Annotated in this window: 12 protein-coding genes; all 12 read left to right on the top strand. The window is 60.3% G+C overall.

The window, feature by feature from the left end:
- Positions 1-63 precede the first annotated feature (63 nt).
- The 12 genes from E9954_RS30030 (at position 64) to E9954_RS30080 (ending at position 13231) form a co-directional block, all read left to right on the top strand.
- Positions 64-861 (top strand): prenyltransferase/squalene oxidase repeat-containing protein, encoded by a 798-nt coding sequence (locus tag E9954_RS30030; protein ID WP_136082978.1) that lies wholly within the window; start codon positions 64-66, stop codon positions 859-861.
- Positions 851-2449, top strand: coding sequence for a prenyltransferase/squalene oxidase repeat-containing protein (locus E9954_RS30035; protein ID WP_136082979.1), 1599 nt, complete (start codon positions 851-853; stop codon positions 2447-2449). The genes E9954_RS30030 and E9954_RS30035 overlap by 11 nt, the downstream gene beginning before the upstream one ends.
- The gene (locus E9954_RS30040) at positions 2442-2858 is read left to right on the top strand and encodes a VOC family protein (protein ID WP_136082980.1); all 417 of its coding nucleotides are present in this window, start codon (positions 2442-2444) and stop codon (positions 2856-2858) included. Before E9954_RS30035 ends, E9954_RS30040 begins: the two co-directional genes overlap by 8 nt.
- A complete protein-coding gene (locus E9954_RS30045; protein ID WP_136082981.1) occupies positions 2855-4180 on the top strand; it encodes an outer membrane protein assembly factor BamB family protein in 1326 nt (441 codons plus the stop codon). The genes E9954_RS30040 and E9954_RS30045 overlap by 4 nt, the downstream gene beginning before the upstream one ends.
- Positions 4180-5715 carry a polyprenyl synthetase family protein gene (locus E9954_RS30050; protein ID WP_136082982.1) on the top strand — a complete coding sequence of 512 codons (1536 nt, stop codon included), beginning with the start codon at positions 4180-4182 and terminating at the stop codon, positions 5713-5715. Before E9954_RS30045 ends, E9954_RS30050 begins: the two co-directional genes overlap by 1 nt.
- A complete protein-coding gene (locus E9954_RS30055; protein ID WP_136082983.1) occupies positions 5712-7142 on the top strand; it encodes an outer membrane protein assembly factor BamB family protein in 1431 nt (476 codons plus the stop codon). Before E9954_RS30050 ends, E9954_RS30055 begins: the two co-directional genes overlap by 4 nt.
- Entirely contained in the window at positions 7139-8077 is a 939-nt protein-coding gene (locus tag E9954_RS30060) for an NHL repeat-containing protein (RefSeq protein ID WP_136082984.1), read from the top strand. The genes E9954_RS30055 and E9954_RS30060 overlap by 4 nt, the downstream gene beginning before the upstream one ends.
- A complete protein-coding gene (locus E9954_RS32820) occupies positions 8074-8238 on the top strand; it encodes a hypothetical protein (protein WP_168442693.1) in 165 nt (54 codons plus the stop codon). Before E9954_RS30060 ends, E9954_RS32820 begins: the two co-directional genes overlap by 4 nt.
- Complete coding sequence (locus tag E9954_RS30065; RefSeq protein WP_136082985.1) at positions 8235-8795, top strand: 4Fe-4S binding protein; 561 nt, start codon at positions 8235-8237, stop codon at positions 8793-8795. The genes E9954_RS32820 and E9954_RS30065 overlap by 4 nt, the downstream gene beginning before the upstream one ends.
- A 158-nt stretch (positions 8796-8953) precedes the next feature.
- Positions 8954-10177, top strand: a complete 1224-nt coding sequence (locus E9954_RS30070; protein WP_168442694.1) for a 4Fe-4S binding protein — start codon at positions 8954-8956, stop codon at positions 10175-10177.
- A gap of 387 nt (positions 10178-10564) precedes the next feature.
- The gene (locus E9954_RS30075) at positions 10565-11017 is read left to right on the top strand and encodes a transposase (RefSeq protein WP_136082987.1); all 453 of its coding nucleotides are present in this window, start codon (positions 10565-10567) and stop codon (positions 11015-11017) included.
- A 480-nt stretch (positions 11018-11497) separates the two neighbouring features.
- Positions 11498-13231 (top strand): outer membrane protein assembly factor BamB family protein, encoded by a 1734-nt coding sequence (locus E9954_RS30080; RefSeq protein WP_136082988.1) that lies wholly within the window; start codon positions 11498-11500, stop codon positions 13229-13231.
- The last annotated feature ends 2 nt before the right edge of the window (positions 13232-13233 follow it).

Genomic DNA, 13233 nt, shown 5'->3' on the forward strand with positions numbered 1-13233 from the left:
GGGCGGTCCTGTGAAATAATGTTTTAAAACATTATTTCACAGGACCGCCCCCTAAGCTAAGGGATGCAGAGAAAATCATTATCAGACCGCCTGTTGCAATCGGCCGCCGCTTCCCGCCGCTTCCTTGACGAAGGCTCGCTCGACAAGATTGCCCGCTTTGTCCGGGATCGGCAAAATGCTGACGGCGGCTTCCGCGGCCGCGATGCGAGGAGCGATCTCTACTACACCGTCTTCGCGGTGGCCTGCCTCAAGGCCCTCGGCTATCCGCCCCCGGTTTTCAAGATCTGGAAATATGTCCTTTCGTTCGGCATGGGGAAAGAGCTGGATCTTGTGCATCTCGTTTGTCTGATCCGGCTGCGCACGGTCTTCCCGCATCTGGGGTTCACCCGCCGCCGATTGCTCAACGGGCTGCAAAGGTTCAAGGCCGAATCGGCCTATGGCCTGTTCCTGAAGCTCTTTGCCGCAGATTTCCAGTTCGCCGCGCCTTCCGCGCCCATCGCGGTTTCCCTCGCCGATCCCACCACCAACCTGGCGGCGGCGCTCATGGTGGGCAACCAGGAGGGGGTTGCCGAAGAGCTGCTCGCCCGCGCCCACGCGTCCGGCGGCTTCACCCCCTCGAAACAGATCCATGTTCCCGACCTGCTCTCCACGGCGACGGCGCTGTTTGCACTGACGCAGCGCGGCATCAACCTGGACGAAATCCACAAGCCGTGCTTCCTTTATGCCGAATCGCTCTGGCGCGACAGCGGCGGTTTTGCCGGGCACCGCGCCGACGAATTCGAGGATGTCGAATACACCTTCTACGCCCTGCTTGCCATCGGCTGCCTCACCCAATCCATGGCCAAGGATTATGGAAATTGACCCCGCCATCCAAAATGCGCGCCAGCGGTTGCTGGCCGAACTCCAACCCGCCGGGCGGTGGGAGGGCGAGCTGTCGCCGTCCGCGTTGGCGACGGCGGTGGCTTCGTTTGCGCTGAAGTCGGCCGGCAGAACGGAGCTGGCGGAGCGGGGCTTGCAGTGGCTGCGGGAGCACCGCAACGCGGATGGCGGCTGGGGCGACAGCCCGGAGAGCCCGAGCAACTTTACCACCACCCTGCTGTGCCGCTGCGCGCTCGACCTGGAGACGGGGGATCCGGAAAAGCTGGCAGCCGAAATCCTGCGCTTCTATGGCGAAGACCGCACCTTCTCGGTGCCGATCCTGACGATGTGCATGCTCTCCGGAAAGCTGGGCAGCGATTGGTCGGTCGTTCCGCAACTGCCGTTCGAGCTGGCGGTCTTCCCGCACAAGGTCTACCGCTTCCTTAATCTGCCCGTGGTGAGTTATGCGCTCCCGGCGCTCATTGCCATCGGCCTCGTTCGCCACCGGCACAAGCCGTCGCCGCTGGCGTTCCACCGCAACGGGCTGGTGGGCAAGGTGCTCGGCATCCTGCGCGGCATCCAGCCGGAGAGCGGCGGCTTCCTGGAGGCCGCGCCGCTCACCGGCTTTGTGGCCATGAGCCTGATCGGGGCGGGGCAGGGCGACCATCCCGTCGTGCAAAACGCCATCGGCTTCCTCGAAGAAACCGTCCGCGGCGACGGCAGCTGGCCGATCGACGTCAATCTTTCAACGTGGGTGACTTCGCTGGCGGTCCGGGCGCTGGAGGGCGACCTTTCCGAAGAGCGGCAAACCGCGATACGCAACCATCTAGTACAGACCCAATGGCGTGAGGAGCACCCGTTCACCCACGCCGAGCCGGGCGGCTGGGGCTGGACAAACCATCAGGGCGGGGTGCCGGATGCCGACGACACGGCGGCGGCGTTGATTGCCCTCCACCAACTCGGGTGCGAAACCGGGGTGGCGGAGCAGGGCATCCTCTGGTTGTTGAATCTACAAAACCGCGATGGCGGGATGCCGACCTTTTGCCGGGGCTGGGGCAAGTTGCCGTTCGATCGCAGCTGTCCGGATTTGACCGCACACATGATCCGCGCCTTTTCGCTTTGGCGCGATGCGATGGACGAAAACCTGTGGGCGGCGATGTTCGATTCGATCCTGGTCGGCATCGAATATTTGGAAAAGGAGCAGCGTCCCGACGGCTCGTGGGTACCGCTCTGGTTCGGCAGCCAATCGCACCCGGAGCACGAAAACCCGGTCTATGGAACCTGCCGCGTGCTCGAAGCCTTGGCCGGACTCGACGAAGGGGAATTCCCGAAGGCCGCAACCATGAAAGCGCGTGCTTTCCAATGGCTCGAAACCGTGCGGCTCGACGACCTTGGCCTGGAGGAATTGGCGCTGGTGGCCGGGTTGACGGGAAAGGGGGTGGATGAATTACTTGAAAAGACCGCCCAGGGAACGCAATTTCCGGCTAGCCCTATCGGCCTATATTTTGCGAGTCTGTGGTACTCGGAAAAGCTGTATCCGCTGATCTTCGCGCTGGAGGCGCTGAAACGTTGCAAGGAACGGGATGGATAATTTTATCAAGGGAATCTGCCACTTTGGGCTTTCGGTGTCCGACCTCGACGAGTCGATTCGTTTCTATACCGAGGTGCTGGGGCTCACCATGGGCGAGAGGCGCGAGAAGGATGCCTTTTTCCCAATTGGAACCGACGATGTGCTCGCGCTGATCCAGTATCCGTGGGGTGCGAAGCGGTTTGATGAGGAATTTCGGTTGAAATACCACGGTAAAACGTTTACTCATTTCGGTTTGGCGGCAGGTTCGGCGCAGGAGGTGTTTGCTTTCCAGGAGCACCTCAAGGCGAACAACGTGCAGATTGTGAAGGAAGCGTACGAGCGGTGGGACGGGGCGAGCCTCTACTTCCTCGATCCCAACGGTTATACGATCGAATATATATATTTTAATCCGAAAGGTGGTGCGGAATGAAAACGATGATCATTGGTTTGGCATTGGCCCTATCCGTGGCGGCGGTTGCCGCCGACTGGCCGCAGTATGCGGGAATCAACCGCGACAACGTCTCGGCCGAAACCGGGCTGGCCGGCTCGTGGCCATCCGCTGGCCCGAAGGTGCTCTGGGAAACCAAGGTGGGCGATGGCTATTCCGGCCCGGCCATTGTCGACGGCAAGGCCTACCTGACCGACCGCGATGGCGAGGACAGTCTGTTGCGTTGCTTCGAGATGAAATCCGGCATGGAACTTTGGAAGGTGTCCTTCGGTGATCCAGGGATTCTGAAGAGCAAAAAATACGACGGTACGCGCGGTACGCCGACTATTGCCGACGGCAAGGCCTATCTGGTGACCAGCTACGGCACTTTTGTCTGCATCGACCTTAAGTCGCAGAAGGTCAAGTGGCAGCATAATCTTTCCAAAGACTATAATCAGGATATCTGCCAATTCGGCATTGCCCAGTCTCCCGCGCTCTACGGCAACATGGTGCTGGTGGCGCCCAACTCGAAGGAGGTCGGCGTCGCGGCCTACGACTGCAAATCCGGCGAGCGGCTCTGGACATCGAAGGGGCTCGGCTTTCATTCTTTTGTTTCGCCTCGCATCGAAAAGGTTTGCGGTCAGGATATGGTGATTGCCGTTGGATCGGCCGAACCGGAACCGCGCGAAACACGCCGCAAGCACGGTGAACCGAAGTCGGAACCCGCCGAGCCATCCACGCTGGAACCCTGCCATATTGTGGGCCTGTCGCCGAAGGACGGCTCCGTTCTCTGGGACTACACGAACTGGCGCTGCAAGTGGGCCATCCCGCATCCCGTGGCCTTGGCCGATAACCATTTCTTCATCACGGGTGGCTACGACGCCGGTTCGGCCATGATCCAGATCGTGAAAAAAACAAACGGCTTCGAGGCGAAGGAACTCTACAAGACCGACGACGTCGGCTCGCAGCTCCACCAGCCGATCCAGGTCGGCGACCACCTCTTCATCGGCAGCAACTCCAACAGCCGCAAGGATGGACTGGCTTCTTTTTCGCTCGACGGCAAGCTGGCGTGGCGCACCAAGGATATCGACGATGCGCCCAACTTCGAGCGCGGCCCGTTCATCCTGGCCGACGGCAAGCTGATCATCCTCGACGGCAAGACGGGCATCCTCCACCTCGTGAAGGCCGACCCGGAAAAATTCCAGCTACTGGCTTCCGCCGAAATGGTCGAGGAAAACGACATGGCCTGGGCGCCGCTCGCCCTCTCCGACGGCCGGTTGCTCGTCCGCGACTGGAACACCCTCAAGTGCGTTGAACTGAAGTAGTGCAGAAAGCAAAACCAGAGTACGGCGTTCCCGCGGCCGAGGCGCAGCGCAGCGAAATGCAGCAGGCCGTGGCCGCATACGCCACGCAGCACCGTCTCGTGCCGCCGCTCTCCATGGAGGAGCTGCGCGACCACGCCTCGCGCCTCACGTCCCAATCGTCGCTCCTCGACTATGCCATGGTGTTGCTCAACAACGAGGTGTGGCGCGAAACGGTGGCCTCCATCCCCTACAGCCGCCGCCTGCTCCTGCTGCCGCAATGCCTGCGCAATTTTGCCGACTGCCCCGCCACGCTCGACGAGTTCGGCCTGCTCTGCGAAGAGTGCGGCCGCTGCAACATCGGCGAGCTGCAAGCCCTGGCCGAAGACCTCGGCTATGTGGTCCTCGTGGCCGAGGGCTCCACCGTCGTCTCCAAGCTGCTCGCGGGCGGGAAGGTCGATGCCGTCGTGGGCGTCAGCTGCCTCAATGCCCTCGAAAAATCATTTCCGCACATGGCCGACGGCGCCATCCCCGGCCTCGCCATTCCGCTCACGCTCGACGGCTGCATCAACACAACCACCGATTTCGGGCACGTTCGCGAAGCCATCCGGCTCAAGTCGTCCGTACCCTGGAAAAACCAGGTCGACACCGAGGCCATCCGAAAAATCGTCGATGGCTGGTTTGACGAACCGTTCGACTGCGCAACCGAGACCGAACGCATCGCCTACGATTGGCTGCTCAAGGACGGCAAGCGCTGGCGACCGTTCCTGCTCGCCTGCACCTACAGCGCCCTCAACGAAGGCTCCTCCGATTTCCCCGCCGACGTCCGCAAGCTCGCCATCGCCGTCGAATGCTTCCACAAAGCCTCGCTCATCCACGACGACATCGAAGACCACGACGACCTGCGCTATGGCCAGCCGACGCTCCACCGGCAATACGGCATCCCCGTTGCCATCAATGCTGGCGACCTGCTCGTGGGCGAGGGCTACCGCTGGATCGCCGAAGTCGAAAACAGCGCCGCCGCGCTCCTGCGCATCGCCTCCGCCAACCACCGCACCCTCTGCGTCGGCCAGGGCGAAGAGCTCATCGGCACCGAACGCAACCACCCCCTCACCGCGCAGCAGGTCATCGAAATCGCCCGCCGCAAGACCGCCCCCGCCTTCGGCGTCTCCCTGCTGCTCGGCGCCGTCGCCGCCAATGCCGACCAGGCGCTGCTCGACGCCCTCCACACCTTCAGCGAATCCCTCGGCATCGCCTACCAAATCCGCGACGACCTCGAGGAATACACCTCCGGCCAAGCCGCCGATCTCCGCGCCTCCATCATCCTCGCCCTCGCCGAGGGGTCAGAACGCTTTTATCGTCATTTTTCGGATGACGAGAAAAGCGTTCTGACCCCTCAGGTGCGGAATCGGTTGGATGAGTTGATGGTGGTGGAAAAGGCGTCGCAGTTGCTGGAGCACTATAAGAACGAGGCGGTGCGCGCGCTGAACCCGTTGCAGAGCGCCATGCTCAAAACTTTGTTGCGGCGAGTAGCCGCCAAAATGCTGGATCTTTTTTGAATAAAAAAACAACAAGCTGGCTAGTGGCCGTGCCCGTCCTCGTTTTGTGTGGATGGGCGGCTTTGCATGTGCTCTCGGAATGGCTCTCCGCCGATCCATCCGCCAAGCTGGTGCGTAGCGTGCCCGGCAACGACGGAGCACCGCCGGAAGCCGAACGCGTCAAGGACGAACTCGATATCGAGTTGGCGGGTACGCTCGAAACCTTCGGTGGCGCCCCCTCCGCTCTTCCCGGAAGCTGGCCGCGCTTCCGCGGCGCGGACTTCGACAACATCCACAAGGGCGGCGCCAAACTTGCCGACTCCTGGCCGGAGGAGGGCCCGAAGGTCTACTGGTCGGTCGAGCTGGGCGAAGGCCATGCCGCGCCCGCCGTGCTCGATGGCGCCGTCTATCTCTTCGACTATAACGAAGAGACCCGTTCCGATGCCCTGCGCTGCTTTTCGCTGGCCGACGGCCAGGAAATCTGGCGGCGCTCCTATGCGTTGCCCGCCAAGCGCAACCACGGCCTCTCACGCACCATCCCGGCGGTTACGGAAGACTGCATTGTCACCATCGGGCCGCGCTGCCATGTTTCGTGCGTCGAAACCAAGACGGGCGCGTTCCGTTGGGGCATCGACCTGCAGAAGGAATACGGAACCACCGAACCGCTCTGGTTCACCGGGCAGTGCCCGCTCATCGACGGCGGCCTCGCCATTCTTGCGCCCGGCGGCCCCGATGTTTTGCTGATGGCGGTCGATTGCAAGACGGGCGATGTGGTTTGGCAAGTACCCAATTCCAAGGGCTGGAAAATGTCGCACTCCTCGGTCATGCCGCTCACGGTGCACGGCGAAGAAATGTATGTCTATGCCGCGGTCGGCGGGATGGTGGGCATCTCCAAAAGCGGCGCTCTGCTGTGGGACATCCCTTGGAATGCATCGGTCATTGCGCCGTCACCGCTAATGGTTTCCGAAGACAAGATCTTCATCACGGCGGGCTATGGCGCGGGTAGCCTGATGGTTCAGGTCGATAAAACGGCCAACGGGTATGCTGCGAAGGAAATTGCAAAACACGGCCCGAAGGATTGGCTCGCCTGCGAACAGCAGACGCCGATCCTCGTCGATGGCCTGCTCTACGGAATCATGCCCAAGGATGCCGGTGCGTTGAAGCAGCAGTTTGTCTGCTACGATCCCGCCAGCGGCGAGCTCGTATGGTCGAGCGGGAAAACCGCCCGTTTCGGCCTGGGGCCTTTCCTCCTGGCCGACGATAAATTCTATGTGCTCGACGACGATGGAACCCTCTCCCTGCTCGCCCTCGACAAAACCGGGTACGAGCAGCTCGCGCAGCACCGCATCCTCGAAGGCCACGATGCCTGGGGGCCGATTGCTTTGGTGGGGACCCGCATGCTCCTGCGCGACTCAACCCGCATGGTTTGCATTGAGGTGGGAAAATGAAAACAGCTGCAAAAAACTGGATTTGGTTCGTTGCCCTCATGGCGCTGGTGGTGGGGGCCGGAGTTTTCATCGGCAATAATCGCCGTAAGGAGCTTGGAAAGAGCTTCGACTATTCGCTGGCTGAATACCGCAAGGTGGATCCGGCATTGATCAAATACCAGGAGCTTGAACCGATCGTTCCGTCCATTGGAAATATATCGGCGTTGGCGATTGCCGAAAATGGACAGCTTTACATTGGCGGTGAAAATGCCATTGAAACGATCGGCGGCGAAACGACGGTCGTTGAAGGAACCCCCACGTGCCTTGCGGTGGATAGTGAGGGCATTCTTTTCTACGGATTGCAGAATCGGGTTGAGAGCTCCGATGGGCGCAGTTGGAATGTTCCTTCGGGGAAAGCCCACCTCACTTCGATCGATGTGGATGAGTGGTATGTCTATGTCGCCGATGCGGGTAGCCGCCGGATCTGGCGCTTCAATAAGGCGGGTGGCGAGCCCTTCGAAATCGGCAAGAAGGACTGGGCGAACGGGGTACGCGGCTTCTTTATTCCGAGTCCGTTTTTCGATTTGGCGATCAGCCGCGCAGATGGTTCGCTCTGGGCGGTCAATCCGGGGCACCATGCGCTGGAAAACTATCGCCCCGACGGCATGCCGCTTTCGAGTTGGGAAGCGAGTGGAATGCGGATCGAAGGCTTCAGTGGCTGCTGCAACCCGTCGCACTTTGCGCTGCTGCCCGACGGCGGATTCGTCACCGCCGAGAAGGGGTTGCCGCGCGTGAAGATCCACAACGTCGATGGCTCGCTGCGCTGTGTGGTTGCCGCGCCGGATCAATTCGAAGAGGGGGTGGAGGGGCTCGACGTCGCCGTCGGCGAGGACGGAATAATCCATGTGCTCGATCCCAGCAAAAACCAGGTGCGTATTTTCGAGGAGAAACGATGAAGCGGATGGATCGGAAAACATTTTTTAGAAACGGTGCGCTGGTTGGCATTGTTGGCCTGTGCGCCGTGCTGGTTTCGCGTGAAGAAAAGTTCGAGTGCAGCGACCGGTGCGGCAAGTGCCCCAAGTTTGAAAACGGGAAGTGCGGACTGGGATTGAAATGAAAGCTGGAGAAAACAGAGGACGGCGAAACTTTATCCGCGGCGCGGCGGCGGTCGTGATCGGCGGCACAGTGCTGGCGGCGGCGCGTAGCCGCTCGCCCAAGCTGGTGTGGCAGATCGATCCCGAAAAATGCACGCGCTGCGGGCGCTGCGCAACGCACTGCGTGCTGGCGCCGTCGGCCGTGAAGTGCGTTCACTCCTATTCCATCTGCGGCTACTGCGACCTCTGCGGCGGTTATCTGCGTCCCGATGCCAAGGGGCGCGATACGGGCGCGGAAAACCAGCTCTGCCCGACCGCAGCCATCAAACGCACTTTCATCGAGGAGCCCTATTTCCAATACAAGATCGATGAGGATCTCTGCATCGGCTGCGGCATCTGCGTCGAGGGCTGCAGTGTTTTCGGCAACGGTTCGATGTATCTGCAGGTCAAGCACGACCTCTGCGTCAATTGCAACGAGTGCGCCATCGCCCATGCCTGCCCGTCCGATGCCTTCGTCCGCGTCGTCGCCAAAAACGATGCCTACCTCCTCAAATCCGACCAGGAAAAGAGGGTGAGTTAATGGCCGCGAAGACGCAAAGACGCGAAAGAGCAGATGTGGTTTCCACCACGGAGGGACAGAGACACGGAGTATTGTTTAATTTCCTGACCTCCGTGTCTCTGTGCCTCCGTGGTAAAGAAAATCATCGCGTCTTTGCGTCTTTGCGGTCATCTATTCTGATGCTGATGTGCTTGGTGGTTCCCTCGTTCGGGGAATTTCGTTTTCCGATGCCGGAGTTTTCGACGGGCTACGAACATCCCGCCGTGCACACGCCCGAGCCGTCGAATGCGATGGTTGGATGGGATGTTGCGGTATTGATCGGTGCGCTGGCGCTGGCCTCTTTTCTTGTGCTGAAGCGCCGCAAGCGCAACGAGATTTTGTTGCTGACGCTGTTCTCGATGGTCTACTTCGGCTTCATCCGCAACGGCTGCGTCTGTTCCGTTGGCTCGGTGCAGAACATCATTGCGGGTATGGTCGATTCAACCTACGGCGTGCCGCTCACCGTGCTCGTCTTTTTCGCGGCGCCGCTCGTCTTTGCGCTCTTCTTCGGTCGCGTTTTCTGCGCATCGGTCTGTCCGCTCGGGGCCATCCAGGAAGCGGTCGCGTTCAAGCCCGTCAAGGTGCCGCCCGCCGTCGAAAAGGTGCTGTCGGTTTTCCCGTTCATCTATCTCGGCCTCACGGCGCTCTCCGTGGTGATGGGCGCGGGCTTCATCATCTGCCAATACGATCCCTTCGTCGGCTTCTTCCGCATGGGTGCCAGCTTCGGCATGCTGGTCTTCGGTGGGCTCATGCTGGTGCTCGGCATCTTTGTAGCGCGCCCCTACTGCCGCTTCCTCTGCCCCTACGGCGTGCTGCTCAACTGGTGCTCCAAACTCTCCCGCCGCCACGCCGTCATCACACCAACCGACTGCATCACCTGCCACCTTTGCGCCGACTCCTGCCCCTACAACGCCATCAACGAGCCCACCCCCGCCGCCGAACCCGAAGCCCGCTCCACAGGCGCGCGGCGCCTCGGCCTCCTCATCCTGCTGGTGCCCGTGCTCGTGGCCGTCGGCGTGGGCGTCGGCAGCCTGCTCAAGGAACCGCTCTCGCGCATGCACCCCAACGTGCAGCTCGCAGAGCGCGTCGCGGGCGAGGAACTCGGTCGCTACGAGGGAACCAACATCGAGTCCGAAGCCTTCCGCGGCTCCGACCAACCCATCGACGATCTCTATGCCGAAGCGCTGGAGTTGAAAGAAGGGTTCGGGATAGGCGGCATGTGGCTCGGCGCGTTCATCGGATTGGTGATCGGATGCAAACTGATTTCCATTTCCATCCTCCGCAAGCGCGAGGGCTACGAACCTGATCGCGGCACCTGCTACAGCTGCGGCCGCTGTTTTAAATATTGTCCGGTGAAGGAATGACGTTTTGATGAAAGGAATGTTGTGTTGCCCCTACAGGGCAAGGGATATGGGAGGCAAGGCGTGAACATGGGGCGTTGCCCCATGCTAAATTGTGTAGTGCCGTTGGCACATTGAAAACAGGACAACAATTGAGATCGGATCCATTGCCCTGAAAGGGCAAAACAATTTAGCCCGGGGCTAAGCCCCGGGATGCAGAGTCGCAAACGCATGGAGGTTGCCCTGAAAAGGCAAAACAATTTAGCCCGGGGCACCGCCCCGGGATGCAGAGTTGCAAACGCATGGAGGTTGCCCTGAAAGGGCAAAACAATTTAGCCCGGGGCACCGCCCCGGGACTGGAGAGAGGAAAAAAAATGCCCTGAAGGGGCAACACAAGCAGAGGAATGGAAAATGCCGCAATCGTTTTGCCAGTTGCATGCGCACATCGTGTTCAGCACGAAAGAGCGCGAGCCGTATTTGGGCGAAAGCATACGCCCGAAGGTGCATGCCTACATGGCGGGTATTCTCAATGAACTCGGTTGCTCCGGCATCCTCGTTGGTGGATTCGTCGATCATGTCCATTGTCTCTGCCTACTGAACAAAATGGAAACACCCGTGAAAATGGTGCAGATGTTAAAACAGGATTCGTCGAAATTTATCAAGACCTTGGATGATCGTTTGCATGCGTTTGGTTGGCAAAATGGATATGGTTTGTTCTCGGTCAGCCCGACGCATGTGGATTCCGTACGCAACTATATTTCGGAGCAGGTGGAGCACCATCGGGTAAAATCGTTTCAGGAAGAGTATCGGGAATTTTTAAAGCGGTATAATGTGCCGTTTGATGAACGATATGTTTGGGATTGAGGATCGGTTGTGTTGCCCCTTCAGGGCAAATGGTGGGTGGGGTAGCCATCCAGACCCGGGGCGTTGCCCCGGGCTAAATTGTGTAGTGCCGTTGGCACATTAAGATGGAGATGGTGGTAAAGAATCGGTTGTCCTGAAGGGACAACACAATTTAGCCCAGGGGCGTAGCCCTGGGACGGGGCGAAGCCCTGGGGGACAAGACAGGAACAAGGAAGGTTTGCGCTGAAGGCGCAACACAATTTAGCCTAGGGCAACGCCTAGGGGACAAGACAGGAAGACGGAAGGTTTGCCCTGAAGGGGCAACACAATTTAGCCCGGGGCGTAGCCCTGGGACGGGGCGAAGCCCTGGGGGACAAGACAGGAACAAGGAAGGTTTGCGCTGAAGGCGCAACACAATTTAGCCTAGGGCGCAGCCCTAGGGGGACAGAAGTCCCGAAATATAATTTGCCCTGAAGGGGCAACACAAATATCAGGATTGCCATGGCAAAAAAAAACGAATTTAAACAAAGACAAATTCCTGGACTGATCGCGCAGGGGGTGGCGCTGGTGGCGGCGCTGTTTGTGCTGGTGGTGGCGGTGCTGCTGGTTTCGGACCACGTGAAGCTGGTGAAGATGGATCCGCTGAACGATCCGACGCTGCTGGAGTTGCGCGAGCAACTGGGCAATGCGAGTGAAAGCAATGAGGCGGTGGTTGAGCAGATCCGCACCTACGACCTGTATGCGCGCCGCGCTTTTTTCAGCAACCAGGAGCAACGACGCGCCGGCGGCCTGCTGGCGCTCGGTGGAGCGGTCGTTTGTTTTGTTGCCCTCAAGCTTTCCAAGGTTTGGAAACCAAAGCTGCCTGCGGTGCAAAAGCCCGACACGCCCGACCACTGGGAGCTCAACAGCCTCTTCCGCCAGCTCATGGCCGGGACGGGGATCTTTCTCGTGGTGCTGTCGCTCTTTCTCGCCTTCGCCGTGCAGAGCGATTTGGCCGTGGTGCTCGCCCAGCAGCCGGATGAGCAGGCAGGGGTGCCTGCTCATCAGGAAGAACGCATGGCGCAGGCTTCCTTGCCTTTGCAAACCGAAGCAATGAAAGCCAACTGGCCATCGTTGCGCGGTTGGGGAAACATTGGCCAGGCGTTGGCGATGGACGCGCCGATTAGTTGGGATGTGGAATCGGGCGAGGGTATCATATGGAAGGCGGATGTGCCCGTGCACGGTTTCAACTCGCCGATCGTCTGGGGCGACCGCCTCTTCTTCACGGGGGGCGACGAGGAGGGTTGCGAGGTCTTCTGCTACAATGCCGACTCGGGCGAGGAGCTGTGGGTGGGGAAGGTTGAGACCTCGGTCGAGCTACCGGAGGTTTCGGAGGATACCGGCTTTGCCGCGCCGACCATGGCGACCGACGGAACGCGCGTGTTCGCCATCTTCGCGACGGGCGAGCTGGCGGCGTTCGATTTCAATGGCAACCTGGTCTGGCAAAAAAACCTCGGCGTTCCGGAAAACCCCTACGGCATGGGCTCGTCGCTCGTCAGCGATGGAGAGCGCCTGTTTGTGCAGTACGACCATGAGGAAAACCAAAAGGTGATGGCGTTCAATTGCGCCGACGGTTCCGCGGTCTGGGAAACCGCGCGCCTGCACATTTCGTGGTCGACGCCTGCCCTCATCGAAACCGCCGGCGGCATGCAGCTGGTGCTCAACGACGAGGAGTTTACGACCGCCTACGATCCGAAGAGCGGCAAGCAGCTCTGGCAAGTCAAGTGCCTCGGCGGCGAGGTGGCGCCTTCGCCCGCCTTTAACGGCAAGGACCTGGTTTTCGTGGCCAACGAATATGCACAGGCCAGCGCGCTCAAACTCAATGGCGCAACGCCGCAGATCCTCTGGCAGTACGACGAATACCTGCCGGAAATCGCCAGCCCCCTCGCGGCCGAAGACCGTTTCTTCATCGCCACCTCGGCGGGCGACATGATCTGCCTCGACGCCGCAACGGGCGGGGTCAAGTGGGAGCAGGAGTTCGACGACGGCTTCAGCTCGTCGCCCGTGCTGGTGGGCGGCAAGGTCTATGCGGTACACCTCGGCGGCATCATGCACATCTTCGATGCCAAGGCCGATACCTACCACGAGATCGCCGCCATCGACATGGGCGAAGCCGTCTACGCCACCCCGGCGTTTGCAAACAACCGCATCTACATCCGCGGCGACGAAACCCTCTACTGCATTGGGAAGGAATGACC

Source organism: Pontiella desulfatans, from assembly GCF_900890425.1.
Taxonomy (GTDB): Bacteria; Verrucomicrobiota; Kiritimatiellia; order Kiritimatiellales; family Pontiellaceae; genus Pontiella; species Pontiella desulfatans.